Source organism: Micromonospora sp. SL4-19 (assembly GCF_047921475.1).
GTDB lineage: Bacteria > Actinomycetota > Actinomycetes > Mycobacteriales > Micromonosporaceae > Micromonospora.
Genome location: NZ_JBLROB010000003.1, coordinates 223,214 through 250,158, shown reverse-complemented (window position 1 = coordinate 250,158; position 26,945 = coordinate 223,214). Strand labels below are relative to the sequence as shown.

At 74.3% G+C, this 26,945-nt stretch carries 26 protein-coding genes and 1 riboswitch; of the genes, 10 read left to right on the top strand and 16 right to left on the bottom strand.

The features are described 5' to 3' along the window. Positions 1-24: 24 nt before the first annotated feature. The gene (locus tag ACNAVT_RS07190) at positions 25-1,971 is read right to left on the bottom strand and encodes an ABC transporter ATP-binding protein (RefSeq protein ID WP_416293989.1); all 1,947 of its coding nucleotides are present in this window, start codon (positions 1,969-1,971) and stop codon (positions 25-27) included. A 254-nt stretch (positions 1,972-2,225) separates the two neighbouring features. On the opposite strand from ACNAVT_RS07190, the gene pgi reads away from it, so the two are divergent. After that, entirely contained in the window at positions 2,226-3,860 is a 1,635-nt protein-coding gene (gene pgi / locus ACNAVT_RS07185; RefSeq protein ID WP_416294195.1) for a glucose-6-phosphate isomerase, read from the top strand. Between the two features lie 42 nt (positions 3,861-3,902). Here the strand turns inward: pgi and ACNAVT_RS07180 are convergent, their stop codons facing one another. Both ACNAVT_RS07180 and ACNAVT_RS07175 read right to left on the bottom strand, forming a co-directional pair. Then, positions 3,903-4,313, bottom strand: a complete 411-nt coding sequence (locus ACNAVT_RS07180) for a type II toxin-antitoxin system Phd/YefM family antitoxin (RefSeq protein WP_416293987.1) — start codon at positions 4,311-4,313, stop codon at positions 3,903-3,905. A 48-nt stretch (positions 4,314-4,361) separates the two neighbouring features. Continuing rightward, positions 4,362-4,904 (bottom strand): GNAT family N-acetyltransferase, encoded by a 543-nt coding sequence (locus ACNAVT_RS07175; RefSeq protein ID WP_416293985.1) that lies wholly within the window; start codon positions 4,902-4,904, stop codon positions 4,362-4,364. Between the two features lie 70 nt (positions 4,905-4,974). Between ACNAVT_RS07175 and ACNAVT_RS07170 the strand changes: the two genes are divergently transcribed. The 6 genes from ACNAVT_RS07170 to ACNAVT_RS07145 all read left to right on the top strand — a co-directional run bounded on the left by ACNAVT_RS07170 (position 4,975) and on the right by ACNAVT_RS07145 (position 11,953). Beyond that, on the top strand, positions 4,975-6,309 hold the full coding sequence (locus ACNAVT_RS07170; protein ID WP_416293983.1) for an SWIM zinc finger family protein: 1,335 nt from the start codon (positions 4,975-4,977) through the stop codon (positions 6,307-6,309). After that, entirely contained in the window at positions 6,306-8,855 is a 2,550-nt protein-coding gene (locus ACNAVT_RS07165) for a DUF6493 family protein (RefSeq protein ID WP_416293982.1), read from the top strand. The genes ACNAVT_RS07170 and ACNAVT_RS07165 overlap by 4 nt, the downstream gene beginning before the upstream one ends. Before the next feature lie 278 nt (positions 8,856-9,133). Then, a riboswitch (SAM riboswitch) is annotated at positions 9,134-9,245 on the top strand. Between the two features lie 32 nt (positions 9,246-9,277). Then, positions 9,278-9,409, top strand: coding sequence for a hypothetical protein (locus ACNAVT_RS07160; RefSeq protein ID WP_416293980.1), 132 nt, complete (start codon positions 9,278-9,280; stop codon positions 9,407-9,409). Positions 9,410-9,512: 103 nt separating this feature from the next. Further along, positions 9,513-10,370 carry an ABC transporter substrate-binding protein gene (locus ACNAVT_RS07155; RefSeq protein WP_416293979.1) on the top strand — a complete coding sequence of 286 codons (858 nt, stop codon included), beginning with the start codon at positions 9,513-9,515 and terminating at the stop codon, positions 10,368-10,370. 42 nt (positions 10,371-10,412) lie between these two features. Continuing rightward, positions 10,413-11,204, top strand: a complete 792-nt coding sequence (locus ACNAVT_RS07150) for an amino acid ABC transporter permease (RefSeq protein ID WP_416293977.1) — start codon at positions 10,413-10,415, stop codon at positions 11,202-11,204. Continuing rightward, the gene (locus ACNAVT_RS07145; RefSeq protein ID WP_416293975.1) at positions 11,201-11,953 is read left to right on the top strand and encodes an amino acid ABC transporter ATP-binding protein; all 753 of its coding nucleotides are present in this window, start codon (positions 11,201-11,203) and stop codon (positions 11,951-11,953) included. Before ACNAVT_RS07150 ends, ACNAVT_RS07145 begins: the two co-directional genes overlap by 4 nt. A 64-nt stretch (positions 11,954-12,017) precedes the next feature. Here ACNAVT_RS07145 and ACNAVT_RS07140 read toward each other — a convergent pair whose 3' ends face one another. The 6 genes from ACNAVT_RS07140 to ACNAVT_RS07115 form a co-directional block, all read right to left on the bottom strand. Then, a complete protein-coding gene (locus ACNAVT_RS07140) occupies positions 12,018-12,710 on the bottom strand; it encodes a RibD family protein (RefSeq protein WP_416293974.1) in 693 nt (230 codons plus the stop codon). Further along, on the bottom strand, positions 12,707-13,360 hold the full coding sequence (locus ACNAVT_RS07135) for a GTP cyclohydrolase II (RefSeq protein WP_416293973.1): 654 nt from the start codon (positions 13,358-13,360) through the stop codon (positions 12,707-12,709). Before ACNAVT_RS07135 ends, ACNAVT_RS07140 begins: the two co-directional genes overlap by 4 nt. 208 nt (positions 13,361-13,568) lie before the next feature. Beyond that, positions 13,569-14,375 carry an SAM-dependent methyltransferase gene (locus ACNAVT_RS07130; protein ID WP_416293971.1) on the bottom strand — a complete coding sequence of 269 codons (807 nt, stop codon included), beginning with the start codon at positions 14,373-14,375 and terminating at the stop codon, positions 13,569-13,571. Next, positions 14,372-15,409 carry a glycosyltransferase family 4 protein gene (locus ACNAVT_RS07125; RefSeq protein ID WP_416293969.1) on the bottom strand — a complete coding sequence of 346 codons (1,038 nt, stop codon included), beginning with the start codon at positions 15,407-15,409 and terminating at the stop codon, positions 14,372-14,374. Before ACNAVT_RS07125 ends, ACNAVT_RS07130 begins: the two co-directional genes overlap by 4 nt. Before the next feature lie 4 nt (positions 15,410-15,413). After that, positions 15,414-15,812, bottom strand: a complete 399-nt coding sequence (locus ACNAVT_RS07120; protein WP_416293967.1) for a 6-pyruvoyl trahydropterin synthase family protein — start codon at positions 15,810-15,812, stop codon at positions 15,414-15,416. Positions 15,813-15,819: 7 nt separating this feature from the next. After that, positions 15,820-16,797 (bottom strand): dehydrogenase, encoded by a 978-nt coding sequence (locus ACNAVT_RS07115; RefSeq protein WP_416293966.1) that lies wholly within the window; start codon positions 16,795-16,797, stop codon positions 15,820-15,822. A 92-nt stretch (positions 16,798-16,889) separates the two neighbouring features. Here ACNAVT_RS07115 and ACNAVT_RS07110 point away from each other — a divergent pair, with 92 nt between their 5' ends. Continuing rightward, positions 16,890-19,316 carry a CDP-alcohol phosphatidyltransferase family protein gene (locus tag ACNAVT_RS07110; RefSeq protein WP_416293964.1) on the top strand — a complete coding sequence of 809 codons (2,427 nt, stop codon included), beginning with the start codon at positions 16,890-16,892 and terminating at the stop codon, positions 19,314-19,316. 28 nt (positions 19,317-19,344) lie between these two features. Here the strand turns inward: ACNAVT_RS07110 and ACNAVT_RS07105 are convergent, their stop codons facing one another. The 6 genes from ACNAVT_RS07105 to ACNAVT_RS07080 form a co-directional block, all read right to left on the bottom strand. Then, positions 19,345-19,608, bottom strand: a complete 264-nt coding sequence (locus ACNAVT_RS07105; protein ID WP_416293963.1) for a hypothetical protein — start codon at positions 19,606-19,608, stop codon at positions 19,345-19,347. A 142-nt stretch (positions 19,609-19,750) separates the two neighbouring features. Beyond that, the gene (locus tag ACNAVT_RS07100) at positions 19,751-20,827 is read right to left on the bottom strand and encodes an ABC transporter ATP-binding protein (protein ID WP_416294193.1); all 1,077 of its coding nucleotides are present in this window, start codon (positions 20,825-20,827) and stop codon (positions 19,751-19,753) included. After that, entirely contained in the window at positions 20,809-21,609 is an 801-nt protein-coding gene (locus tag ACNAVT_RS07095) for an ABC transporter permease (RefSeq protein ID WP_416293961.1), read from the bottom strand. The genes ACNAVT_RS07100 and ACNAVT_RS07095 overlap by 19 nt, the downstream gene beginning before the upstream one ends. After that, positions 21,606-22,391 (bottom strand): molybdate ABC transporter substrate-binding protein, encoded by a 786-nt coding sequence (modA, locus tag ACNAVT_RS07090; RefSeq protein WP_416293960.1) that lies wholly within the window; start codon positions 22,389-22,391, stop codon positions 21,606-21,608. The genes ACNAVT_RS07095 and modA overlap by 4 nt, the downstream gene beginning before the upstream one ends. Continuing rightward, entirely contained in the window at positions 22,388-22,789 is a 402-nt protein-coding gene (locus tag ACNAVT_RS07085) for a TOBE domain-containing protein (RefSeq protein WP_416293958.1), read from the bottom strand. The genes modA and ACNAVT_RS07085 overlap by 4 nt, the downstream gene beginning before the upstream one ends. Before the next feature lie 115 nt (positions 22,790-22,904). Continuing rightward, on the bottom strand, positions 22,905-24,953 hold the full coding sequence (locus ACNAVT_RS07080; RefSeq protein WP_416293956.1) for a heavy metal translocating P-type ATPase: 2,049 nt from the start codon (positions 24,951-24,953) through the stop codon (positions 22,905-22,907). 215 nt (positions 24,954-25,168) lie between these two features. Here ACNAVT_RS07080 and ygiD point away from each other — a divergent pair, with 215 nt between their 5' ends. Beyond that, on the top strand, positions 25,169-26,038 hold the full coding sequence (ygiD, locus tag ACNAVT_RS07075) for a 4,5-DOPA dioxygenase extradiol (RefSeq protein WP_416293954.1): 870 nt from the start codon (positions 25,169-25,171) through the stop codon (positions 26,036-26,038). 60 nt (positions 26,039-26,098) lie between these two features. Here the strand turns inward: ygiD and ACNAVT_RS07070 are convergent, their stop codons facing one another. After that, positions 26,099-26,473 (bottom strand): DUF1622 domain-containing protein, encoded by a 375-nt coding sequence (locus tag ACNAVT_RS07070; protein ID WP_416293952.1) that lies wholly within the window; start codon positions 26,471-26,473, stop codon positions 26,099-26,101. A gap of 278 nt (positions 26,474-26,751) precedes the next feature. Here ACNAVT_RS07070 and ACNAVT_RS07065 point away from each other — a divergent pair, with 278 nt between their 5' ends. Next, positions 26,752-26,919 carry a hypothetical protein gene (locus ACNAVT_RS07065; RefSeq protein ID WP_416293951.1) on the top strand — a complete coding sequence of 56 codons (168 nt, stop codon included), beginning with the start codon at positions 26,752-26,754 and terminating at the stop codon, positions 26,917-26,919. The last annotated feature ends 26 nt before the right edge of the window (positions 26,920-26,945 follow it).

The window sequence follows — 26,945 nt, the reverse complement described above, 5'->3', positions numbered from 1 at the left end:
CACTCAAGGTCAACCGGTGACCGGTCAGCCCGTGGCCTCCCCCGCCTGCGCCAGGTAGCCGGCGGCCTGGAGCGCGAACAGCTCCCGGTAGGGGCCGTCCTGCGCCATCAACTCGTCGTGGTTGCCGTGCTGGATGAGCCGGCCGTGGTCCAGCACGAAGATCCGGTCGGCGTGCCGGACGTTGGCCAGCCGGTGGGTGATCAGGACGACCGCCCGGTCGGGGTGGCGCCGCAGGTGCTGGAAGAGGGCGTGCTCGGCCCGGGCGTCCAGGGCCGCCGAGGGCTCGTCGCAGATCAGCAGCCGGGCGTCCCGATAGAGGCCGCGGGCGGCGACGAGGCGCTGCCACTGCCCGCCGGAGAGGTCCTGGCCGTTCTTGAACTGCCGGTCCAGGAGGGTGTCGTACCCGAACGGCAGCCCGCTGATCATGTCGTGTGCGGCGGCGCCCCGGGCGGCGTCCTCGACGCTGGGGCCGGCGCGGTCGGCGACGCGGTCGTGCCGGCCGATGCGGATGTTCTGCCGGGCGGTGAACGGGAACCTGCACCAGTCCTGGCTCATCACCGCCACCTGGGCGCCGGTCTGCCGTGGATCCAGCTCGGCGGTGTCCACACCGTTCCAGCGGATCACCCCACCCGTCGGCCGGTAGAGGCCGGCGATGAGTTTGGCGAGGGTGGTCTTGCCGGAGCCGTTCTCCCCCACCAGGGCCACCACCTCACCCCGCCGGATGGTGAGGCTGACCTGGTCCACGGCCGGGATGTCGGTGTCCGGATAAACCAGCGTGACCTGGTCGAGCTCGATCCGATCGACGGCGTCGACCGGTCGACCGCCGCCGGTGGACACCCGCTCCCGGGCCCGGTCGACGAAATCCCGGTAGTCCTGGTAGTAGAGGGCGTCCTCGTAGAGCGAGTTGGTGGCGAAGACGGCGGTCCGCAGGCCGGCCCGGGCGGACTGCAACGCCAGCAGGGCGGTGGCGGCGGCGGCCAGCGCCACCACGCCGCCGAGCAACAGGCCGCCGAGAACCGTGTAGAGGACGAACGCGGCGATTCCCGTGACCGACAGGCCGACCGCCCGGGTGGCGGTCTGCGCCCGGGCCAGCCGCAGCTCGGCGCGGGTCTCCAGGCGCATCATCCGGCGGAACTCGGCGAGCAGGAACTCGCGCATCTGGTACGTGCGGATCTCGGCGGCGGTGTGCCGATCGGCCATCAGGTGGGCGAGCATCCACATCCGGCGACGGCGGTTGATCCGGGCCAACCAGTCGAGGTGCCGACGGCGGGCCATCTTCACCGCGGTCACCGCCTCAGGTGCCGCGGCGAGCAGCAGGCAGGGCAGCAGCACCGGCTGGATCACGGTGACCGCCGCGGCGGTGGCCAGCACGCCGACCACCCCGCTGACCAGGTTGACCGTGTCGTTGACGATCGACGCGGCCTCGACCATGCCCTTGTCCCGGGCCCGGTCCATCTCCTCGGCGAAGCCGGCGTCGTCGAAGGCAGCCAGTTCGACCGCCGTGGTGGTCTCGAACAGCCGTAGCTCCACCGCGTAGTTGATCTGCGGGATGAGCCGGGCCTGCGCCCAGCCGGCGGCAACGGTCAGCGCGCCGCGTACGGCCACCGCCGCTGCCGCGAGCAGCAGGGCCGGCAGCGCCGCACGGATCCGGTCGGGCGTCGGGCCGGCGGCGAAGAGCTGCTGGAGCACCCCGGTGGTGGCGAGCAGGCCGAGCGTGGTGAGCACGCCTGCGGCGACGTTCAGCCCGATCGAGGCGACGGTGTCCCGACGGCTGGTCGCCCAGGCCAGGGCGACGGCCTCGCGGACCAGGGCGGGCAGTCGGCGGGCCACCGACCCGAAGCTGGTGTGGGCGAACTCGGTGGCCCGGTGCATCCAGTGGCCGTCCTCCAGCTCCGGCAGCGGCGACTCGTCGACGCCGTCGGACGGCTCGTCCTCGTCGGACGGAGGTCGGGGGCCGATCACCGTCGCCATGCGGACCTCCTCACCGTCACGGTCAGCCATCGGAGCCTACGTTCGGCCACCGAACGCTGTCCTGGCGTCGTCGGCGTGTCGAACAGGTGTCCAACATCGTGTCGTCGAGGCCGCGGCGCGGCGCGCCCAAGGGGTGGGCGATGTCGGGTCGCGTCGCACCAACCTCCTTCGGGTGGCAGGCTGATGGGGTCGCCGGCAGCGGGGCGACGACGGCCCGCTGGCAGACCCCCGTCGTGAAGGAGAAGATCGACCCGATGGCTGTGGACGTCACCACCACCGACGAATGGCAGGCGCTACGCAAGCACGCCGAGGCGCTGCGCGGCACCCACCTGCGGGAGCTGTTCGCCACCGACGGACAGCGGGGTGACCGGCTCACCGGCGACGTCGCCGACCTGCACGTGGACTACAGCAAGAACCTGGTCACCGACGAGACGCTGCGCCTACTCACCGCGCTCGCCGAGCGGGTCCGGCTGACCGACCGGATCGCCGCCATGTTCGCCGGGGAGCACATCAACTCCACCGAGGACCGGGCCGTACTGCACACCGCGCTACGCCAGCCGCGCGGGGCGTCGCTCGTGGTCGACGGGCAGGACGTGGTCGCCGACGTGCACGCCGTGCTGGATCGGATGTCGGCCTTCGCCGACCGGGTCCGGTCGGGCGCGTGGCGCGGCCACACCGGCGAGCGGATCACCACCGTGGTCAACATCGGCATCGGCGGCTCCGACCTCGGGCCGGTGATGGCGTACGAGGCGTTGAAGGCATACCGGGACGCCGGGATCAGCTGCCGGTTCGTCTCCAACATCGACCCGACCGACATCCACGACAAGACCACCGACCTGGACCCGGCCAGCACGCTGTTCATCGTGGTCTCCAAGACGTTCTCCACACAGGAGACGCTGGCCAACGCCGACCAGGCGCGGCGCTGGCTGCTCGCTGGGCTGGACGCGGACGACTCCGCGATCGCCCGGCACTTCGTCGCGGTCAGCACCAACGAGCAGCGGGTCCGCGACTTCGGCATCGACCCGGAGAACATGTTCGGCTTCTGGGACTGGGTGGGCGGCCGCTACTCGCTGCCCTCGGCCGTCGGGTTGTCGGTGATGCTGGCGATCGGGCCGGAGCGGTTCCGGGAGATGCTGGCCGGCTACCACGCCGTCGACGAGCACTTCCGCACCACGCCGGTCGAGCAGAATGTGCCGGCGCTGCTGGGCCTGCTGAACATCTGGTACACCGACTTCCTCGGCGCGCAGACCCACGCGGTGCTGCCTTACGCGCAGTACCTGCACCGGTTCCCGGCATATCTGCAGCAGCTCACCATGGAGAGCAACGGCAAGTCGATCACCGTCGACGGCAACCAGGTGACGTACCCGACCGGGGAGATCTTCTGGGGCGAGCCCGGTACCAACGGGCAGCACGCCTTCTACCAGCTCATCCACCAGGGGACGCGGCTGATCCCGGCCGACTTCATCGCGTTCAGCCAGCCCAACCACGACCTCGGCGACATGCACGACCTGTTCATGTCGAACTTCTTCGCGCAGACCGCCGCGCTGGCCTTCGGGCGGACGAGGGAGCAGGTCGAGGCGGAGGGCGGCCCGGCCGAGGTGGTGCTGCACCGGGTGATGCAAGGCAACCGCCCGACCACGTCGATCATCGCGCCGAAGCTGACCCCGTCGACGCTGGGCCAGCTGATCGCCCTCTACGAGCACATCGTCTTCACCGAGGGAACGGTCTGGGACATCAACCCGTTCGACCAGTGGGGCGTGGAACTCGGCAAGGTGATGGCCAACCAGCTCGCGCCGAAGCTCACCGGGGCCGGGCCGGACCTCGGCGACGTGGACTCGTCGACCGCGGCGCTGATCCGCCGATACCGGCAGCAGCGCGGCCGGGACTGACGCGTACGCCGATGGCGGCTCCGTCCTAGGAACGGGCCGCCATCAGTCGCGCAGCAGGTCGGCGTGCGCGGCGCGGAGCCGGGTGAGTGCCGGGTCGCCGGCCGGGGCACGGCGGTCCAGCTCCGCCCAGACCGCGGCGAGGGCGTCGGTGAGCGCACGCCGCTCGGCCGCGTGCCGTCGGCTGCTCTGCCGGTGCAGCTCCTCGAGGCGGCGGGACCAGCCGGCGCTGATCGCGGCGATCCGCTCGGCGTCGGCCCGGGCCTGCGCCGCCGTCCTCGCGGCGGACGCGGGCACGATCGCGGCGATCGGGCGGGGGTCACCGTCGCGAGTGACGACGGTGATCGTGTCAGTCAGCTCGGCGAGGGCGACGAGCTGGGTGAGCCGGGTGCGGACCTCGCGCAGCGGCAGGGCGCGCGGATCGGGAGACCGGTCGGCCCGTGCGGGGGCAGCCATGGACAGATGTTGACGTCCGGGTACGACAAAACCCCGCGCGGCGTGTGATCAGGCGGTCCACTCCGGAGCCAGCACCGACCAGACCTCCATGTCGGCCCGGCCGGCCGGTCCCGGGGCGGCCTCGCGGAGGACGCCGTCGCGGCGCATGCCCAACCGCCGCGCGACGGCGATGCTGCGGTCGTTGCCGGCCTTGGTCACCCACTCCACCCGGTGGATGCCACGCTCCCGGATCGCCCAGTCGATGATCACGCGGGCGGCCCGGGTGACCAGGCCCTGCCCCTCGGCGGCGGCTTCCAGCCAGCAGCCGGCCTCGCAGACGCCGGTGGTGGTGCTGAACGACACGAACATCACCCCGCCGACCAGGGTGCCGCGCTGCCAGATGCCCCAGATCCCGCCGTCGTCGCGCGTCACCCGGTCGGCGTAGTTCTGCAGGACCCGACGGGCGGAGTCGGCGTCGGTGGCGACGAAGGACGCGCCCACCCACGGGGCGATGTGCTCGCGGCACCGGTCGAGGTTGGCGAGGAACTCGTCGGAGCGCCAGGGCTCGAGCGGCCGCAGCTCGGCGTCGTCAGTCAGGGGCAGGGCAAACACGCAGAGGAACGTAGCAGCCCGGGGCGTGAGTCGGCGAAGGATGTCGGTCGCCCGCCCTACGGTGTGCGCCGTGAACGCCGTCCAGACGTACCGATACCTCCAGCCGTCCGCGTTGCGCCCCGCCGGTCTCGACCTTCAGACCTGCGGCGGCCCGGCGGCCAACCCGCGCTTCTTCACCGGCTTCCTCACCACACCCGCAGCGGCGGCCGCCGGGCTGCTGGCCGTCGCCGAGGTGGCCCGCACCCGCTATCACCAACCGGTCAGCCCGGCGAGCCTGGACCCGGTGGTGACCGGCAGCCGGGACCGGCTGCGGTTCGAGTCCTTCTCCGGCTGCTGCGGGGTGTACGCGCGGATGGACGTGGTCCCGGCCGGCTTCGACGGTGAGATCGTGGGGCACGGCACCACCAACGTCGACGTCAACACGCCGCTTCGGGAGGCGCTCGCCCGGGTCGCCGGGATCGAGCCGCTGCACGTGGCCGTCGGCCCGGACGATCTCACGGTCTCCACCATGGACGGCGCGGTGGTCGAGAAGAAGGTCCCACTGCCGGGACGCTGGCTGCGCGGCTTCGCCGAGGTGCACGTGCTCACCGCGGCGTTCGAGCCGCGCGCCGAGATCCCCGCCGCCGAGGCGGCCGCGTTCCTGCGCCGGCTCCCCGGCGGCACCGACCGCACCGTGCTCTGGGCGGTGCCCGCCGGGCGTACCCTCCGGCTGACCTCGCGACCGGTGCCGGGCGCCGTCTGCCTGGCCGGCGCGGGCCGGCTCGCAGCCCTGCGCGGCCTGCTCCGGCACGCCCGCACCCTGCGGGTGTACGGGCCACCGGTGCGGGCCGGTTCGCCCGCGGTGCCGAGCACCTGGGAGCTCGGCACCGGGGCGCTGCGGCTGTCGCTGACCCTCTCCCCCGAGCCCTACCGGGGTTTCTCCGGCGAGGGGGCCGCCCTGCTCGCGCTCGCCGGTGACGAGGTGGTCGACGATGCCGAGCTGGTCACCGCCCTGCTCTCCTGGGACCCGACGATCGACGTGGCCGCGCTCGCCGACGCGGCCGGCCTGTCCGACGATCGGGTGCGCGCCGCGCTGGCCCAGCTCGGCACCGCCGGTCGGGTCGGCTACGACGTGGCGGAGGGCGGGTACTTCCACCGAGTCATGCCGTACGACGCCGGCCGGGCCGAGCGGGACAATCCGCGCCTGGTCGGGGCGCGGGCGCTGGTCGAGCGGGGCGCGGTCGACTGGGCGGACGGGCACGCGACGGTACGCAGCGGCACGGAGGCCTACCGGGTGCGGCGGCTGCCGGACGGGGCGTACACCTGCACCTGCCGCTGGTGGGGGCGGCACCAGGGGCAGCGCGGGCCTTGCAAGCATGCGCTGGCCGCTTCGATGGCTACCGCGCCGGTGGAGGTCGGGGCGTGACCGACTTCTTCGAGTCCCTGGTCCGGGGCGACGTCGACGCCGCCCAGGCGGTGCTGGTCGGGCTGGACGAGCCCGCCCGCCGTACGCTCGGCGAGGAGTTGGTCGCCCATGTCCGGCGGCGACGGGACAACTGGTGGTGGGGCAACGAGGCGACCGCGCTAGCGGTGGCGGCCGTGGGCACGCTCAGCACCCCGACGAAGGCCGCCGCGCTGCTCGGCCGCCGCTCGGTCATGCTGCGGGACGCCGACCCGGAGCCGGTGGTCGCCATGGCCCGGCGGCGGCGCGTGACCTGGCTGGCCGACCTGGCGTACAAGCTGGCCGACCGGCTGTCCCGCAGGCGGCCGTGGGAGGGCTGGCAGTTCGTCGCAGGGCTGCTGCTGGCGGAGAATGCTGCGCCGCCGACCGGGGACGCGTTCGTCGCGGGCTGGGCCTACGCTATGTGGTGGCGGCCCGACCACCGGCAGCTGGCTCCCCTCGTCGACCGCCTGCGCGCCGACCCGTTCCTGGACGTGCTGCTGCCCCGGCTGTTCGAGGTGGACGGTGTCGGCGACGACCTGACGCCGCCCTACGCGGCCGACAAGCAGATGGTGCCCCAGGCCCTCTCCGCGCTGGCGGCGGAGGGGCGGATCGACCGGTCGACGCTGCTGGACGCGGTCCTCGGTCGGCTGCTACGCGGGGACCGGGCGGCCGCGCTACGGCCGTTCCTCGCCCTGCACGACCTGCTCGCTCCGGCCCCGGCCGAGGTGGCGGCGCGAGCCACCACCTACCTACGGCTGCTCGCCGACGCGCCCGGGCCGGTCGCCGCGATGGCGCAGCGGGCGCTGCGGAGCCTGGCCGGCGACGTGGAGCTGGAGTCGCTGCTGGAGGTTTCGCGGGCGGTGCTGATCCGCCCGGAGAAGGCGCTGGTACGGGGCCAACTGTCCTGGCTGGACCGGCTCGCCCGGCAGCGGCCGGACCGGGCGGCGGAGATCGCGTCGGTCGTCGCGGTGGCCGCCGAGCACCCGGCGGCGGACCTGCGGGACCGGGCGGTCACGGTCGCGCAGCGGCATGGTCACCGTTCGGTCGCCGCAGTCACCGTGGCGGTGGCCGGTGACGAGTTGCGGCCTCCGGCACCGGTGGCAGCCGCCCCGCCGCCGATCGCGGACGTGGACGAGCTGGTCGAGGAGGTGGCGGCGCTGCTCGGCACGGGCTGGCCCGCGCTGGCGGTCGAGCGGGTCCTCGACGGGCTGGTCCGGCTGGCGACCACCGACCGGGTCCGGCTGGAGGCGGCACTGCTGCCGGTGCTGCGCCGCCATCGGGTGGGGGCCGACGACCACCCGTGGGCGGCGTTCTCCCTGCCGGCCCAGCTGCACGGGGTCCTGCTGGCTGCCGCCGCCCCGGCTGAGGCGGCCGTGCGCCGCGACCAGTGGACCGGCATCCTCACCAGATCCCGGCCACGGGCGCTACGCCCGTTCCGGAGCGGTCCAGCCGCCGAGCCGGCCCGTCGGCCCGCGCTCACACAGGTGTACTGCGCCCGGCTCGCCGAGATCGGGCAGCGGTTGGACGCGCGGGATGACCCAGGCCTGCTCGCCGCACCCACCTCGACCACCGGCGCCGTCGATCCGACCGCGCTGTACGAACGGTTGGCCGTCCTCGGCGACCGCCCGGTCTGGCGATGGGATCTCACCCAGGCCCTGCTGCGGCTACCGGCCGTCGTGGACGAGGCGCTGGTGGCCCGCGCGGCGGCACTCGACACGCCGGCCGGCGACGAGTTGGCCGCTTGGCTTCGCGGGGACGCTCTCCCGTCGCCGGCCCACCAGGTGGTGACCGTCGGTCGACGGGAGTCGATGGGCCGCCACGACTTCGGCTACGACCGGTTGCCCGAGCGGCGGACGCTGGTCGCCACCACTGCGCCAGAGGGCGTGGCAGACCGACTCGGACTGCTCACCGTGACGCCGCAGCTGACAGGACGGGGGCACGGCCGCTGGGGCGACCTCTGGCCAGCCTTGCTGCCTGGGCACCGGGGCCTGGTCGCCGCACACGTGCTCCCCGAGATCGCCAAGGCGGCGCAGGAGGATCTCCGAGAGGGCGCCACGATCCTGCCGGTGCTGGCCGAGTGCACCGGTACGGGCGGCCCGGCCTTGGACCTGGCCCTGGCGTACGGCCTGTGCGCCCGGCACGAGGTGGACCGGGTCGCCGCGCTCGACGCCCTGCTCATCCTGGCCGCGGCCGGGGACCTGGACGCGCCGGCCGTCGGCGGGCACCTCGGCGCGTTGGCGGCGGACGGCCAGGTGACGCTGACCCGGGCGGCGGCCCCGCTGCGCGACGCGGTCACGGCCGGCGCCCGGCTGAGCACCTGGCGGCTGCTCGCGGCGGCGCTACCGCCGCTGCTGGCCGCCCCCGCGCCACCCCGGGGCACCCCGGATCTGCTCACCCTGGCGGCCGAGACAGCCGCCGCGACGGGCGTACGGATCGAGGTGCCGGGGCTGGCCGACGTGGTGGCGCGGGACGGTGGGGGCCGGCTGGCGACCGAGGCCCGGCGGCTCGCCAGGGCACTCGCTTCCTGACTGGGCCGGCGGGCCCGCGCCGCCGGGCCTGGCCGCGCGGCTCGGACCGGCCCGGGCGGCCGGCTCGGCCCGGGCCCGGTTTCCCGTCTGCGGCTACGAACCTGATGACGTGAACGATTCAGCGATCCGGCGATCCGTTTACGTCATCAGGTTCGTAGCGTGCGAAGGACAATCGACCGCCCTGCGGAGCGCCCGACCGAGCCGGCGTAAGGCGCGGCACGTGAGGGTGGTCATAACGGCTGGACGTCCCGGGTGGCGCAGCTGATAACCTCTCGGCAGGTCATGAGCGCCAGCGCCAAGCCCCGGCTCGCTGGCCGGCAACCCTCCTCCGCGGTGGGGTGCCCCGGGTGAAGACCAGGCACCGGCAGCACGTCGGTGCAAGCGTGGCCTGGTACCCAGGTCATCACCGACCCGAGGGAACCATGTCTGCTTTCTTGCGCACCCCGCCCGTCGACGCCGCCGCGTACTCGGCCGGCTTCACGCTGGTCAAGCGCCGGCACGTCGATCTGATGCGGGTGTGCAGCGACTCCTGTCGCCGCGCCGGCGCGCGCTGAGGCGCCACCCCCTCCTTCCCGAACCATCCCTCGCGGCTCGCCCGAACCCGGACGTGCCGTCGGCGACGTGCGTCCACGTCGCCATCGGACCCTGGAGACATCTGTGCGATTCCTTCCCGTCCTGACCCGCGTCGCCGCGCTCGGCGCCGCCGCCGTGCTCGCCGCCACCGGCCTCACCGCCTGCGGCGACGGCGGCGCCACCGACGAGGCCGCCAACCCGTACGGCCTGCTCCAGCCCGGCGTGCTCCGGGCCGGCACGCTCACCGACGCCCCGCCGAACGTGTACCTGAAGGACGGCAAGTTCACCGGCTTCGACAACGACCTGCTCACCGCGGTCGCGGGCAAGGTGGGCCTGAAGGTCGAGTTCGTCGGCACCGACTTCTCGGCCCTGCTCTCCCAGGTCAACAACCACAAGTTCGATGTGGGCAGCTCGTCCATCACCATCACCGAGGCTCGCAAGAAGACCGTCGACTTCGGCAACGGCTACGACTTCGGCTACTTCGGACTCGACGTGCCGGCGGGCTCGTCCATCACCGGCTTCGACCAGCTCGCCGGCAAGCGGGTGGTGGTCGTGCAGGGCACGGTGCAGGACGACTACGCCACCCGCGAAAACCTCAACCCGGTGCGGGTGCCCGACTACAACGGCGCGATCAACCAACTCAAGGCCGGCACGGCCGACGCCTGGATCGCCCCGGCCGAGATCGGCGACAAGTCCGCCGCCGACAGCAGCGGCAAGATCACGGTGGCCGCCAAGCAGCTCAGCCCGGCCCCGACCGCGTACGCGGTCGCCAAGGGCAACGACAAGCTGCGCGAGGCGCTGAACAAGGGCCTCGACGAGGTGATCGCCGACGGCACCTGGAGCAAGCTCCAGGCGCAGTACTACCCGGGCCGACCGATTCCGGCCGACTTCAAGCCGGGCAGCGGCACGGTCGCGGCGCCGTCGGCGTCGGCCGCTTCCTGAGGTAGTTCGGACGAGCGAGCGGGGCGATAGGAGAGACGTCTGATGGATCCGTTGAGCACCCTGTGGGAGACCTTCTTCGACTGGGACTCCATGCGCGAGGCGCTGCCCGAGATGCTGACCGTCGGGCTGCCGAACACGCTGATCCTGGCGGTCTCCGCCGCCCTGCTCGGCTCTGTGCTGGGCATGCTGCTGGCGATCGCGGGCATCTCTCGTACCCGATGGCTGAGGTGGCCGGCCCGGGTCTACACCGACGTGTTCCGCGGCCTGCCGGCGGCGGCGACCATCCTGCTCATCGGCGTCGGCCTGGCACCGCTCGGGATGCAGGTGTGGGGACCGAACCCCTACCCACTCGGAGTGCTGGCGCTGTCGCTGATCGCCGCCGCCTATATCGGGGAGATCTTCCGCTCTGGCATCCAGAGCGTGGAGGCCGCCCAGTTGGAGGGGGCCCGCGCGCTCGGCTTCTCCTGGGGTGAGGCGATGCGGCTGGTGATCGTCCCCCAGGGCGTACGCCGGGTGCTGCCCGCCTGGGTGAACCAGCTCATCGCGCTGATCAAGGATTCCAGCCTGGTCTACTTCCTCGGCCTGGTGGCCAGCGAGCGCGAGCTGTTCCGGATCGGCCAGGACTACGCGGCCACCACCGGCAACGAGTCCGCGCTGCTGCTGGCCGGCCTGTTCTATCTGGCGCTGACCGTGCCGCTGACCCACGCGGTCAACTGGATCGACCGGCGGCTGCGCCAGGGCCGCACCGTCGCCGTGGCACCGGACGACGTCGACGACGCCGGCCTGGCCCTGGCCGGGGAGACCGCCCTGCCCGCACGGAGGGACCCGCGATGAGCACCACCACCACCAGCACCACCACCTCGGTCAGCCTCGCGGTCCGCGACGTGCACCTCGCCTTCGGCGCGCACCAGGTGCTGCGCGGCGCCGACCTGGAGGTGGCCCGCGGTGCCACCGCCTGCGTGATCGGCCCGTCCGGCTCCGGCAAGTCGACCCTGCTGCGCACCATCAACCGGCTCATCGAGCCCGACCGCGGGGACGTGCTGCTGGACGGCCGCAGCGTGCTGCGCGACGACCCGGACGCGCTGCGCCAACGCGTCGGCATGCTTTTCCAGCAGTTCAACCTGTTCCCGCACATGACCGTGCTGCGCAACATCACCCTGGCGCTGCGCAAGTTGAAGAAGCTCCCCGAGGACGAGGCGGTGCAGGTGGCCCGCGACCAGCTGGAGCTGGTCGGGCTGGCCGCCAAGGCCAACGCCCGGCCCGCGCAGCTGTCCGGCGGGCAGCAGCAGCGGGTGGCGATCGCCCGCGCGCTGGCCCTGCGTCCGCAGGTGATGCTCTTCGACGAGGCCACCTCAGCGCTCGACCCGGAGCTGGTCAAGGGCGTGCTCGGGGTGATGGCCGACCTCTCCGCCGCCGGCATGACCATGGTGGTGGTCACCCACGAGATGGGCTTCGCCCGCGAGGTCGCCGACACGGTGGCCTTCATGGACCGGGGCGTCGTGCTGGAGGCCGGCGAGCCCGACGCCGTCTTCGAGGCGCCGGAGCACCCGAGGCTGCGCCGGTTCCTGTCGCAGGTGCTCTGACCGTCGGCGCCGCCCGGCCCCGCTCCCTCGTCCTCCGGTAGCGCGGCCGGGCGGCGCGCCCGCTTCAGGTGCCGTCGCAGCGGTCGGAGAGGGCGTACCGGGTGAGCACGACGTCGTCGATCTGGCGTACCTCGACGACCCGGGCGCGGCGGCCCGCGTGCCAGGGGAAGCGCCCGTCCCCGACGAACCGGGGAGCCCGACAGTCCCCGACGAAGAACGGCGCGACCACCAGGTGCAGTTCGTCGGCGAGCCCGGCGGCGAGGAACTGGCCGTGCACGCTCCCGCCGCCCTCCACCATCAGCCGGCGTACGCCCCGGGCGGCGAGATCGGTGAGCACCGCCTGCGGGGTGAGCGGCTCGCCCGCGTCGACCACGGTCGCCACCCCGCCCACCTGCTCCCGGGTCTTCTCCGCCGCGCCGCTCGGGCAGTAGACCAGCTTCGCCCCGTCGCCGAGGGTGAAGAACCGAGCGGTCCGGTCGAGGTCGCCGCTGCCGGTGACGGTGACCTTCACCGGCGACGGGGGCAGGCCACGCGCCACCCGGTCGGCCCGGCGGCGGTCGGAACGCACCAGCAGCCGGGGGTCGTCCCGCCGGACCGTGGCCGCGCCGACCAGGATCGCGTCGCAGGCGGCCCGGACCTCGTCGATCCGGTCGAAGTCCTCGTCGTTGGAGAGCAGCAGCCGCTCGGTGGCGGCGTCGTCGATGTAGCCGTCGATCGACATGGCGCAGCTGAGCAGCACGTACGGCCGGGCGGTCACGGCACGAACGGCAGCTCGAGGGCATGATCGGCGCGGCTCATCTTCGCCGCCAGGTAGCCGGCGTTCGCCGGGGTCAGGTGCACGCCGGTGGCCACCCGGTCGACCACCGTCACGCCGAGCCGGTCGAGCTGGGCCGCCTTGTCCGGGTTGTTGCTGAGCAGGGCCACCCGGGTCACGCCCAGCGCGGCGAGCATCTGCGCGGCCACCGTGTAGTCGCGTTCGTCGGCGCCCCGGCCCAGCGCCACGTTCGCCTCGTACGTGTCCAGGCCGCCGTCCTGGAGGGCGTACGCGTCGAGCTTGGCGTACAGGCCGATGCCCCGGCCCTCCTGGCGCAGGTAGAGCAGGTAGCCGCCGGCCTCGGCGATCCGCTCGACCGCTTCCCGCAGCTGCGGCCCGCAGTCGCAGCGCTGGCTGCCGAACACGTCGCCGGTGAGGCATTCGCTGTGCGGGCGTACGAGCGGCGCGGGCGCGTCCCGCACCGGCCGACCCCCGGCCGCCACCCGGTCACCGAGCCCGAACGCCAAGTGCTCCCGGCCGTCCACGAGGCCGTGGAAGGAGTGGACGAGGGCGGTCGTGACATACCCGTCGGGGAACCGCAGCGGCACCGCGACCTGGGTCCGGACCGTCGCCATGGGCAGCGTTTCGTCCATCCTTCTCCTCCGTCCGGGGCTGCCGGACGCGCCGGCATCGCGCACCTCGCACCCTCACCGTAGGCGGGATCACCGGCCGTCGCCGGGCACCCGGCAAGGGAGCCGGCGCACCAGCAGCACGCGGCGCCGGGCAGGCCGGCGGCCCGGACCAGCGCCGGTAGCCGATGGTGGCGGCGAACGCCCAGGCGGCACCGCGACGCCGCGCGGTTCACCCCGCCAGCAGATCGGTGTGGTGCAGCACGACGCGCAGCCGGCCGGCCGCCGCCTCCGCCAACCGCCGGTCCCGGTACGCCCCGACCGCGCCGGTCAGTTCCGGCCGCTCCTCGACGGCCGCGTCGAGCCAGCCGACCAGCCACTCCGCGATCAGCGCCGCCTGCGCGGGGCCGAGCCGCCACGGGCTGGACCGGACCTGGACGCCGATCCCCCGGCGGCGGAAGGCCGCCACCGTTACGTCCACGGCGTCCGGTCCGAGCAGGTCCCGGCCGTCGACGCTCCGGCGCTGGTGGGCGTTGAACGCGGCGGTGAACTCCGCGTCGAGCGGGTCGGCCGGCGTGAACTCCACCCGGCCGACCACGGTGATCGCGAAGAAGGTGGGGTGGCCGGCGCAGGCGGCCACCGTCCGCTCGATCTCCTCGACGGTGAGCATGTCCAGCAGCGCCGACGCGGTGATCAGGTGGGCGTCGGCGAGGTCGGCAACCCGCAAGCGGGTGATGTCGCAGCCACGGGTCGCCATGGTGACCGGACTGCCGTCGGCCGCCCGCAGCTCGGCGGCGGCGAGGGCCAGCAGGTCGACGTCCCGCTCGTGCAGCACCCAGTGCTGGGGGCCGGGCAGCCGGGGCGCGAGCCAGCGGGCCATCGAACCGGTGCCGCTGCCCAGGTCGTGCACGACCGTGGGCCGGGCGGCGGGCAGCCGGCGGCGAACCGCGGCCACGAGGTCGGCCGACCGGGCCGCCGCGTCGGCGGGCTCGCGCAGCCGCAGCCAGTCGGCGAAGTCGGGTGGGAGTTGGGTGGTCATGCCGCCGTCGCCTCCTTCAGCGCCGCCGCCACCTGGGTTGCGGTGACCGTCCAGCCGGTGAGGGTCTCCCGCCGCTGCCGGGCCGCCCGGCGCAGCCGATCCCGCAGGTCCGGCCGGGTGAGCCAGGAGCGCAGCGCCCCGGCCAGCGCCCCCGGGTCGTCGGAGGGCACGAGCAGGCCGGGCCGGCTGCCGTCCGGGGCGTGCCCGAGCGCCTCGGGCAGCCCGCCGGTCTCGCTGCCCAGCACCGGTACGCCCCGCGCGAGGGCCTCGGTCACCACCATCCCGTACGTCTCCCGCCGGGACGGCAGAACCAGCAGATCGGCGGCGGCGTACGCGGCGCCGAGCGTGGCGGCGGCCCGCGGTCCGGGCAGCCGGACCCGGTCTGTCAGGCCGGCGGCGGCAAGCTGCCGGCGGAGCCGGTCGACGAAGGCCGGGTCCCGGGTGAGCGCGCCGACGCAGTCGCAGGTCCATGGCAGGTCGGCGAGGGTAGCCAGGGCGTCCGCGAGCACGTCGTGACCCTTGAGCGGGGTGACCGCCGCGACGCACAGCAACCGGGTGCCGGCCGGTGAGCCGGAGGCGGCCGGTGCGAGGTCCACGCCCGGCGTGGCGACCCGCACCCGGTCGGCGCGGAGCGGATACCGGTCGAGCAGCCGGCGGCGGGTCCATTCGCTGGTGGTGAGCACGCCGGCCGCCGCCGCCAGGGCGCGAGCCTCGACGTCGTCCTCCAGCGGCAGGTGGACGAGCACCACCAGGCGCAACCGCCGGGCGTGCGGGGCCAGTGCCTCCGGCACCACGGACGCGACCAGGCCGTCGAGCAGGACGAGCGCGGCGTCGGGCAGCGCGGCGAGCAGCCCGGCGAGGGCGGCCCGCTCCGCCGCCTCGGGGCGTGGCCAGCCGCCGGGCACGGGATGCTCCCGGACGGTCCAGCCGAGCGCGGCGAGCCCCTGGCAGACCCGCCGGTCGTAGGCGTTGCCGCCGCTGGGGGTGGCCGGGTCGTCGATGTCGCCGGGCAGCACCACGTGGACGACGGTCATCCGGCTACAGGGAGCGCTCGTAGCCGGCCCAGGCGACGTGCGACTCGTGCAGGGTGACGGTGATCCCGGCGAGGCCTCGGGCGCCCTCGCCGAGAGCCCCGGCGTGCACGGCCTCGGCGAGCCGGTCGGCGACGGTGCGGGCCAGCACCTCGGTGGTGGTGTTCACCCCGGCGAAGGCCGGCTCGTCGTCGAGGTTGCGGTAGGTCAGCGCGCCGAGGACGGCTTTGAGCTGCTCGGTGGCCAGGCCGATGTCGACCACGATCCCGTCGCCGTCGAGTTCCGGCCGGCGGAAGGTGGCGTCGACGACGAAGGTGGCGCCGTGCAGCCGCTGGGCGGGGCCGAACACCTCGCCGCGGAAGCTGTGGGCGACCATCATGTGGTCCCGGACGGTCACGCTGAACACGGATCGATCACTCCTCGGCGTAGGTGATGAGGTGGCAGAGCGCGGGCAGCCGGCCCGAGGCGAGCCGGTCGAGCACGTCGGGCAGCTCGGCGAAGCGGGACGGGCCGGTGAGCAGCGCGTCGAACACCGGGTCGGCGAGCAGTTCCAGGGCCAACGCCAGCCGGTCGGCGTAGCTGCGGTCGGCCCGCCGGGGCGACACGGTGCCGACCTGGCTGCTGCGGATGCCAAGCCGCTTCGAATGGAACGCGCCGCCCAGGGCGAGGGTGACCGGGCGGTCGCCGTACCAGCTCAGCTCCAGCACGGTGCCCTCGGGGCGGAGCAGGTCGAGGGCGCGTTGCAGGCCCTCGGCGGTGGCACTGGCGTGCACCACCAGGTCCCGCTCGCCGGCCGCGTCGGCGGGGAGGGCGAAGTCGACCCCGAGTGCGGCAGCCACCGCGGCCCGGGCCGGGTCGACGTCGACGAGCTGCACGCGTACGCCGGGGAAGCGGGCGAGCAGGGCGGCGACACAGCAGCCGACCATGCCGCCGCCGACCACGCTCACCCGGTCGCCCACCAGCGGCGCGGCGTCCCAGAGCGCGTTCACCGCCGTCTCCACGGTGCCGGCGAGCACCGCACGGGCGGCGGGCACCCGATCGGGTACGACCACCACGGCGTCGGCCGGCACCACGTACGCGCTCTGGTGCGGGTGCAGGCAGAAGACGGTGCGCCCGCGCAGCCCGTCCGGCCCCTGCTCGACGGTGCCGACGCTGAGGTAGCCGTACTTGACCGGGGCCGGGAAGTCGCCCTCCTGGAACGGGGCCCGCATGGGGGCGTACTGGTCGGCGGGGACCTGCCCGGTGAAGAACAGCGTCTCGGTGCCCCGGCTCACGCCGGAGAAGCGGGTCCGGACCAGCACCTCGCCGGGGCCGGGCGGGGGCAGCTCGACCGGGCGGATCTCACCCTCGCCGGGGGCACGGAGCCAGAAGGCGTAGGCGTCGCCGGGCACTGGTTCTCCTCACTTCCGGCTACGGACCGAACCGGACGGCCGTGTTTTCCGTGTTGAGGGGCAGGGTTGCCGATCATAGACACGGAGGCAGGGTGTCCACGGTTCGAACTGGCCCTTTGGCCGGGCTGATCGTCGGGTTCGTCCTGCTGGCCGGGCTCGCCGGCACGGTGGGGATCGGCGTGTCGGGCTGGCTCGCCGGCCTGGCGTACGGCGTGGTGCTCCACGGGCTGCTCCGGCGCGGCCGGCGGGCCGCCGGCGCGGACCGGCTCGGCCCGGCCGACCGGGTGACCCTGGTCCGGGCGCTGCTGGTCGGCGGGGTACTGGCGCTGGTCGTGTCCGCCTGGGGCGGGCCGGCACCGGTGGCGGTGCTGGTGCCGCTCACCGCCGTGGCGCTGGCGCTGGACGCGGTCGACGGTTGGGTGGCCCGGCGCACCGGCACCGCGAGCCCCCTGGGGGCGCGCTTCGACATGGAGGTCGACGCGTTCCTGATCCTGGTGCTCAGTGTCCACCTCGCGCCGTCGGTCGGCGGTTGGGTGCTGGCCATCGGCGGCACGCGGTACGCCTTCGTCGCGGCGGGTTGGCCGCTGCCCTGGCTGCGGGGACCGCTGCCGCCGCGGTACTGGCGCAAGGTCGTCGCGGCGGCGCAGGGCGTGGTGCTGGCGGTCGCGGCGAGCGAGGCGCTGCCCCCGGCGGCGACCACCGCGCTGGTCGTGGGCGCGCTCGCGCTGCTGGTCGAGTCGTTCGGCCGCGACGTGGTGTGGCTGTGGCGGCACCGCCTCGCCACGACCACCCCGACGATCCGGCCTGCCCGCGCAGCCGCCGGACCGGCGGACCCGAAGACACCGCCGGAAACGATCACAGCGCCGGGCAGGGCGACGCCGTCGGACGAGACGACGCTGCCGTCGCCGGGGCGCCGGATCCGGGCCGGAGCGTTCACCGGGGTCGCCGCGCTGCTGGTGGTGGCGGCGCTCGTCGTGCCGAACCAGCTGGCCCGGATCGGTCCGGGTGTGTTCCTGCGGCTCCCGGTGGAGGGACTGGTCGCGGTGGCGCTGCTGCTCGTCGTCCCGGCCCGGGCGCGCCGGCCGCTCGCGGTGCTGCTCGGCCTGGCGCTCGGGCTGCTCACCCTCCTCACGCTGCTGGACATGGGCTTCTTCGTGGCCCGGGACCGGCCGTTCGACGTGCTGCTCGACTGGGGGCTGCTCGACGACGGCTTCGCCTTCCTCGCCGACTCGATCGGCCGGGCCGGCGCGGTCGCCGCGGCCGTCGGGGCGCTGCTCCTCGCTGCCGGTCTGCCGGTCCTGGCGACCGCTGCGGTGCTACGGCTGACCCGGCTCGTCGCCCGCCACCACACCGCCACCGTGCGGGTGGTCGCGGCGCTGTCCGTGCTCTGGCTGGGCTGCGCCGTGGCCGGGTTGAGGCTCGCCGCCGGCGTACCGGTCGCCGGCCGGGAGGCGAGCAGCCTGGTCGCGTCGCACGTCGGTCAGGTGCGCGCCGGCCTGCGGGACCGCTCGGCGTTCGCCGCGGAGGTGGCCGCCGACGCGTACCGGGACGTGCCGGGCGACCGGCTGCTGACCGGGCTACGCGGCAGGGACGTGCTGGTCGCGTTCGTGGAGAGCTACGGCCGGGACGCCGTCGAGGATCCCGGGCTGGCGCCCGGCGTGGGCGCGGTGCTGGACGACGGCTACCGCCGGCTGCGCGCGGCCGGGTACGACGCCCGCAGCGGCTTCCTCACCTCGCCCACCTTCGGCGGCGGCAGTTGGCTGGCCCACGCCACCCTGCTCTCCGGAGTGTGGATCGACAACGACCGGCGCCACCGCGACCTGCTGACCGGGAACCGGCTCACCCTGGGCGGCGCGTTCCAGCGGGCCGGTTGGCAGACCGTCGGGGTGCTGCCCGCCGCCACCAAGCCCTGGCCGGAGGGGAGGTTCTACGGCTACGACCGGTACTACGACGCCGAGAAGCTCGCCTACCGCGGCCCGGCGTTCGGCTACGCGCCGATGCCCGACCAGTACACCCTGGCGACCTTCCAGCGGCTGGAGCGGGCGCGGCCGCACGCCCCGCTGATGGCGGAGATCCCGCTGGTCTCCAGCCACTCCCCCTGGTCGGCGATCCCGAAGCCGGTGCCCTGGGACGCGATCGGCGACGGCTCGATCTACCACCGGCCCGCCAACCGGTTCGAGGATGGTGTGCCGCGCGGCAGCGCCCGGGTCCGGGCCGACTATCGGCACTCGATCGAGTACACGCTGGGCACCCTGGTGTCGTACGTGCTGACGTACGGCGGGGACGACCTGGTGCTGGTCTTCCTCGGCGACCACCAGCCGGCGGCCCCGGTGACCGGTGTGGGGGCCGGCCGGGACGTCCCGATCACCATCGTGGCGAAGGACCCGGCGGTGCTGCGCCGGGTGGCCGGCTGGGGCTGGCAGGACGGGCTTCGCCCCGGCCCACGGGCCCCGGTGTGGCGGATGGACGCCCTCCGGGACCGCTTCCTCACCGCCTTCGGCCCGGAGGCCGGTCACTGACCCGCCCGCTCCCGGCTCGCGGGTGCGGTCAGGCCGCCTCGGGCCGCCAGGCCCATCCCGCCGGTGCCGGCGTGGACTGCGGCATCCGCGCCAGGCGCATCGCCCGCCGGGCGTGGACCAGCGGCGGGCACGGCGCGCTCTGGTAGCCGCAGAGCGGGCTGGGACAGCGGCCCGCCGCGTCGGGCCGGTGCGCTTCGGCGACGTCGTACGCCACCCGCCACAGCAGCGTGTCGGTGACGTCGTCCGGCAGGACGGCGTCGTGGCTGGGCCAGTGGCGGGTCGTCTCGGGCACCCCGCACCCCTCTCGTCGACAGCTCCCCGGCGCGGTGACCAGGCAGGACTCAACTGTCCCCGACCGAACCAGCCCGGCCATGTGTCGTTGGTCACGCCGGTCGCGGCGGTACGGGGTCGCACCGTCACCAGGCCGGGTCTCCTCAGGCCGGGTACGCCCGCGTCTCCGCCGCCTTCACCGCCGCCCAGACGGTCTGGCCGGGGTGCAGCCGCAGGTGGGCCGCCGCGGCGGGGGTGACGTCGGCGGCGACGGCGACCGGCCCGTCGAGCTGGACGCGCAGGTTGTCGCCGTGCCGCTGCACCCCGGCCACGGTAGCCGGCCAGACGTTGCGCGGGCTGCCGTCGGGGCGGCTCGGGTGCAGCGCGACGGCGGCGGGCGGGAAGGCGACGAACGCGTCTCCGTGCACCGAATCGGCCGCGGTGAGGGTGAACCCGCCGACCGTGATGCGGTGTCCGTCGGCGCGACCCCGGTGCAGGTTGAGCCCGACCAGCCGGGCCACGTAGTCGGTACGGGGCCGGGCGGTGACGGTGGCCGCGTCGCCCTCCTGGACCACCCACCCGTCCTCGATGATGACCAGCCGGTCGGCGAGCACCAGGGCGTCCAGCGGATCGTGGGTGACCAGCAGGGTGGCGCCGGGGTGGTCACCGAGGTGCCGCTGGAGTTCGGCGCGGGTGTCCAGCCGGGTTCGTGCGTCCAGCGCCGCGAGGGGCTCGTCGAGCAGCAGCAGGGTCGGCTCGACGGCCAGCGCCCGGGCCAGGGCGACCCGCTGGGCCTGCCCACCGGAGAGCTGGCGCGGCTTGTGTCGGGCCTGGCCGCCGAGACCCACCCGATCCAGCCAGGCCTGCGCCCGGGCCCGCCCGGTACGTCGGTCGGCGCCGTGCCGGCGCGGCCCGAACGCGACGTTGTCGAGCGCGCTGAGGTGCGGGAAGAGCAGGTAGTCCTGGAACACCACGCCCACCGGCCGCCGCTCGGGCGGGGTCCACCTCCGCCGGTCCGGCCGGTCGAGGTCCACGCCGTCGAGGGTGAGGTGCCCGGCGGTGAGCGGGTGCAGCCCGGCCAGGGCACGCAGGGCGGTGGTCTTGCCGGCGCCGTTCGGACCGAGCAGCGCGACCACCTCCCCGGCGGCGATCCGCAACCGGACGTCGAGATGGAACGCGCCCCGGTCGGCGACCAGGTGCGCGTCGAGCAGGGGCGGCGGGGTCACGGGGCGCTCACCCAGCGATCACGCAGCCCGGCGAGGATGGCCACGGAGACGGTGAGCAGGATGAGGCTGAGCACGATCGCCGCCTGCAGGTCGGTCTCCAGGGCCAGGTAGACGGCGAGCGGCATGGTCTGGGTCCGGCCGGGATAGTTGCCGGCGAAGGTGATCGTGGCGCCGAATTCGCCGAGCGCGCGGGCCCAGCAGAGCACCGCGCCGGCAGCCACGCCGGGGGCGACCAGCGGCAGGGTGACGTGGGTGAAGGTGGTCCAGCGCCCGGCGCCGAGGGTGGCCGCCGCCTCCTCGTACCGGGGGTCGGCGCCGCGCAGCGCGCCCTCGACCGCGATGACCAGGAACGGCATGGCGACGAACGCCTCGGCGAGCACCACCCCGGCGGTGGTGAACGGCAGGGTCACCCCGAAGGTGGTGTCCAGCCAGGACCCGAGCAGGCCACGCCGGCCGAAGACCAGCAGCAGCGCCACCCCGCCGACCACCGGGGGCAGCACCAGCGGGACGATGACCAGGGCCCGGACCAGCCGCCGCCCCGGGAACTCGACCCGGGCGAGCAGCCAGGCCAGGGGTACGCCAAGGACGACGCAGAGCAGGGTGGCGAGGGTGGCGGTCTCCAGCGACAACCGCAGCGCGGTGAGTACGCCCGGCTGGGCCAGCCGCCGGGGCAGGCTGGTCCACGGCGCCCCGGCCAGCAGCCCGACCAGCGGCAGGACGAGGAAGAGCAGCCCGAGGCCGGCGGGGAGCAGCAGCGCCAGCGGCACCCGTTGCCGGGGGCTCGCGGGGCGGGTCACTCGGTCGACGGGGCCTGGAAGCCGGCGGCGGTGAGCACCGCCCGGCCGGCGTCGGAGCGGACGTAGTCGACGAAGGCCCGCGCGCCGTCGGGGTTGCCGGCGTGCTTGAGCACGACGATCGGGTAGTCGTTGACCGCCCGGGCGGACTCGGGGAACTCGACCGCGTCCAGCTCGGCGGTGGCCGCCCGGACGTCGGTGCGGTAGACCAGCGCGGCGTCGACCTCGCCGAGCTTGACCTTGGCCAGCGCGCCCTTGACGTCCTGCTCCAGGGTGACCGGGGTGAGCTGGACACCGGCCGCGTCGAGGGCCGTGGTCGCCGCCGCGCCGCACGGCACCTGCTTGGCGCAGAGCGCGACCTTCACTCCGGGCCGGGCCAGGCCGGCCAGGCCGGTGACCCGGTGCGGGTTGCCCTTGGCCACGGCGATGACGAGCTGGTTGCGGACCAGGGTGACCGGGGTGTCCGCCGCGTCACCCGCGTCGGTGACGGTCTTCATGGTGGCCGGCGACGCGGCGGCGAAGACGTCGGCCGGGGCGCCCTGGGTGATCTGGGTGGCGAGCGCGGAGCTGCCGGCGAAGTTGAAGGTGACGGTGGTCCCGGGATGGGCGTCCTCGAAGTCCTGGCCGAGCTTCGTGAAGGACTCGGTGAGCGAGGCGGCGGCGAAGACGGTCACCTGGCCGCCGCCGTTCGAGGCGGCCGGCTTGTCGTCGCCGCCGCAGCCGGTCAGGGCGAGGGCCGACGCGGCCACCCCGGCGAGGGCGGCGCGGATCCACCGTACGGTCACGGGCTGGTCCTTCCCTTTGACGCGGATGCGCGTTCCACCACGACGGTGGTCGACTTGATCACGGCGACGGCCACCGATCCGACCTGGAGGTCGAGGTCGTCGACGGCCTCGCGGCTCATCAGCGACACGATCCGGAACGGCCCGGCCTGGATGTCGACCTGGGCCATCACGGTGTCCTTGACGACGGCGGTGACGATGCCGCGCAGCCGGTTGCGGGCGGACGACAGCTCCGGGTGACCCGGAGCGCGGACGAACGCGGCCAGATCGACCCCGTCGACCACCCGGTGGCCCTGCTCGTCGCGGGTCGCCGGCAGCCGGCCCGCGTCGATCCAGCGACGGACCGTGTCCGCGCTGACCCCGAGCAGTTCGGCGGCCTCGCCGATCCGGAACATCGTCACCGGGCCACCCTAGCGACCCGCAGATGCGAATGGAAATCCTACTTTGGCCTCGTATCGGCGGCGGTTGGCGGTAAAAGCTGCCGCATCTGCGAGCCGACCAGGGCCTGACGCACGGTCAGCCCTGGCCCGGGGTGAGGCGTACCCGGCGGAGCAGTTGCGCGTTGAGCGCCACCACGATGGTGGAGGCGGACATCAGCACCGCGCCGAGCGCCGGGCTGAGCGCGATGCCCGCCCAGGCCAGCACCCCCGCGGCGAGCGGGATCGCCACCACGTTGTAGCCGGCCGCCCAGGCCAGGTTCTGCCGCATCTTCCGGTACGACGCCCGGGACAGCCGCAGGACTGCGGCCACGCCGCGCGGGTCGGAGCTGGCCAGCACCACCCCGGCGGACTCGATCGCCACGTCGGTGCCGGCGCCGATGGCCACCCCGACGTCGGCCCGCGCGAGGGCCGGGGCGTCGTTGACCCCGTCGCCGACCATCGCGACGGTCAGCCCCCGGGCCTGGAGTTCGGTCACCGCCTTGTCCTTGTCGGCGGGGAGCACCTCGGCGAAGACCTCGTCCACCCCGGCACGGAAGCCCAGATCGGCGGCGACCGCCTCGGCGACCGTCCGGGCGTCGCCGGTGATCATGACAATCTTCCGCACCCCCTGCTCGCGCAGCTCCTCGATCGCCTGGCGGGCCTCCGGCCGCACCTCGTCCTCCAAGGCGAACGCGCCGACCACCGCCGGCCGACCCGACTCGGGCAGCCGGACCAGGTGCAGCACGGCGGCACCTCGCCTGGACCAGCCCTCCGCCGCCCGGGTCAGCTCGTCGGGGACCTCCACGTCGACTTCCCGCAGCAGGGCCGGGCCGCCGACCGCCCAGGCCGTGCCGTCGACGACCGCACGTACGCCGCGCCCGGTCAGGGACCGGAAGTCCCGCGCCTGAACCCGCAGGCCCCGGTCCTGTGCGGCCGTCACCAGGGCCCGGGCGAGCGGGTGCTCGCTGTCCGCCTCGACCGCGCCGGCGACCCGCAGCGCACCGTCCTCGTCCAGGTCACCGGCCGCCGCCACGCCGGTCAGGGTGTGGCTGCCCCGGGTCAGGGTGCCGGTCTTGTCGAAGAGGACGGTGTCGACCGTCCGCATCCGCTCCAGGGCGAGCCGGTCCTTCACCAGGATGCCGGAGCGGGCCGACAGCGCCGTGGAGAGCGCGACCACCAGCGGGATGGCCAGCCCGAGGGCGTGCGGGCAGGCGATCACCAGGACCGTCACGGTACGGACCACTGCCTGGTCGGCGTTGCCGAGGACGATCCAGGTGGCGAAGGTGGCCAGCCCGGCACCGGACGCGACGTAGAAGAGCAGGGCGGCGAACCGGTCGGCGAGCGCCTGGGCGCGCCCGCCGGAGGCCTGGGCCTGGGCGACGAGGCGGCCGATGCCGGCGAGGGCGGTGTCCTCGCCGACGGCCTCGACCCGTACCCGGAGGGCGGAGTCGGTGGCCACGGTGCCGGCGACCACCCGGTCCCCGACGGCGCGCGGCACCGGACGGGACTCCCCCGTGATCATCGACTCGTCGAGTTCGGCGGCCCCGTCCACGATCCGGCCGTCGGCGGGGACCCGGCCACCGGAGCGGACCAGCACCAGGTCGCCGACGCGCAGGCCGGCCACCGGCACCCGCTGCACGCCGCCGGAGTCGTCGAGGCGTTCGGCGTCGTCGGGCAGCAGGGCGGCGAGGGCGGTGAGCGCGCCCTGGGCCTGCCCGACCGCCTTCATCTCCTGCCAGTGGCCGAGCAGCATGATGGTCACCAGCGCCGCCAGTTCCCACCAGAAGTCCAGGTCGAACAGCCGGAGGCTGGTCGCCACCGAGGCGACGTACGCGACGGTGATCGCCGTCGAGATCAGCAGCATCATGCCCGGCGCCCGGTCCCGGACCTCGCGGACACCGCCGACGAGGAACGGCCAACCGCCGTAGAAGAAGACGACCGAACCGAGCACCGGACCGACCCACTCGACGCCGGGGAAGTCGAGCGAGTAACCGAACCACTTCATCACCATGTGGCTGGTGGCAACGATCGGCAGGGTCAGCGCCAGGCTGAGCCAGAACTTGCGGCGGAACTGCTCCGGGTCGTGCCCGGCGTGCTTGTCGTGCCCGCCGTGGCCGGCGTGCGACCCCTGGTGTCCGTGTTCCATCGAACTCCACCTCCGCCGCCACCATATACCCCTCAGGGGTATACGCCAAAGATCGGTGCCCCCGGCTCGTGACGGGGTCGTCGGTCCCTGCTCCGAGGTCATCCTCGCGGCTGCGACGGGCCCGAACCGGGGCATCACCGGGGTCCGGCACCGTCGCCCGGACAGGGGAACGTCTCCTGGGTTAGCCTCGGGACAGGGCCGGCCCCGGGAGCGACATGAGCGAGCAGACGACGGACACCGTGATGCCGGCGGCGTTCATCGGGCACGGCAACCCGATGAACGCGCTGGAGGTCAACCGCTACACGGCCGCCTGGCGGGAGTTCGGCCGGGCGGTGCCCCGGCCGCGGGCGATCCTGGTGGTCTCCGCGCACTGGTACATCGGCGCCACCGCCGTCACCGCCATGCCCCGGCCGCCGACCATTCACGACTTCTACGGCTTTCCGCAACAGCTGTTCGACGTGCGCTACCCCGCGCCCGGGCTGCCCGAGCTGGCCGACGAGATCAGCGACGTGGTGCACCCCACCTGGGTCGGCGCCGACGTGGACTCGTGGGGCATCGACCACGGCACCTGGTCGGTGCTGACCCACGCCTTCCCCGAGGCGGACATCCCCGTGGTCCAACTCAGCATCAACGCGTTCAAGCCGCTGGACTACCACCTCGACCTCGGCGCCCGACTCGCGCCGCTACGCGAACGCGGCGTCCTGGTGGTGGCCAGCGGCAACGTGGTGCACAACCTGAGCGGGGTGGACCCTCGCCTCACCGACGAGGGCTTCGACTGGGCGCAGCGCTTCGACGACGCGGCCCGGGAGATGATGCGGGACACCCCGACCGAGGCGGCCCGACTCGACGGGCACCGCGACTACCAGCTGGCCGTACCGACCCCGGACCATTTCATCCCGCTGCTCTACCTGGCCGGGCTGGCCGGCTCCGCCGGGACCCGCCCCGAGGTGCTGGTCGACGGGTACGCGTACGGGTCGCTGTCGATGACCGCGTACACCCTCGGGCTCACCTGTGGACGGGAGGAGCCGGCGCCCGGCGCGCCCGCGCTGCCGAGCGAGGTGCCGGCCGACTCGGCCAACATCTGACGGCACCACGGCACCACGGCACGACCACGACCCGCGGTCGGTCGTGGTCGTAGACCACCGTCACCGGCCGGGTGCTCCTCCGCCGCTCATCGGCCCCATCCCCTGCCACGGCCAGCGGCCGTCGAGCTCCACCTGCAGCGAGAAGCTCAGGAAGGTCCGGATCAGCACGATCAGCGCCAGCACACCGACGCTCGCGAACGTCGGCGAGACGGCCACCGAGCGGATGATGTCGCCGCCGACCAGGAACTCCAGCCCCAGCAGGATGGCCCGACCGACACCCTGCCGGTACGGCCGGTAGGCGTCGAGGAACTGGCGGGTGCGCCACCAACGGTGCAGGAACACGACCGTGGCGAAGGCGACGCCGACGGCGATGACGACCCCGCCGGCGAGATCCAGGAACTCCCCGACCCACTGGATGATCTCCTTGGTCGGCACCCGACACCCTCCACAAACCGGCTCCGCTCCCGTGCCCGGCCGGCTCCCCGAGGCCCGGGCCGCGCCCCGGCCGGCTCCGCTGAACCGGCCGCCGCCGGGTGGGGCCGACGGAACCCACCATCGCGCATGCCCCGCGGTAGAGGGGTCCGTTCCGGCAGTTTGGGGTGGGGACGACGGGCGGTGAACGCCTGCGGCGGCACCGGGCGTCGGCCTAGGGTGGGGTACGACGGGCCGCCCCGGCGGCGGTCATCACCGGCGACGGCGACGAGGAGCCCGACGTGACGGAGCCCGAAGAGGAGCAGGAGAAGAGCCCCAAGACCGACGACGTGCTCTTCTCCACCGACGGGGATCCCCATCACAAGATGGCGCAGGCCCCGCAGCCCGACGAGCACCTGGCCGCCCAGTTCCAGCACGACGGCGAGACGGAGACCGTCGGCGACGAGTGACGCCGGATACGGCGGACGGTGCGAGC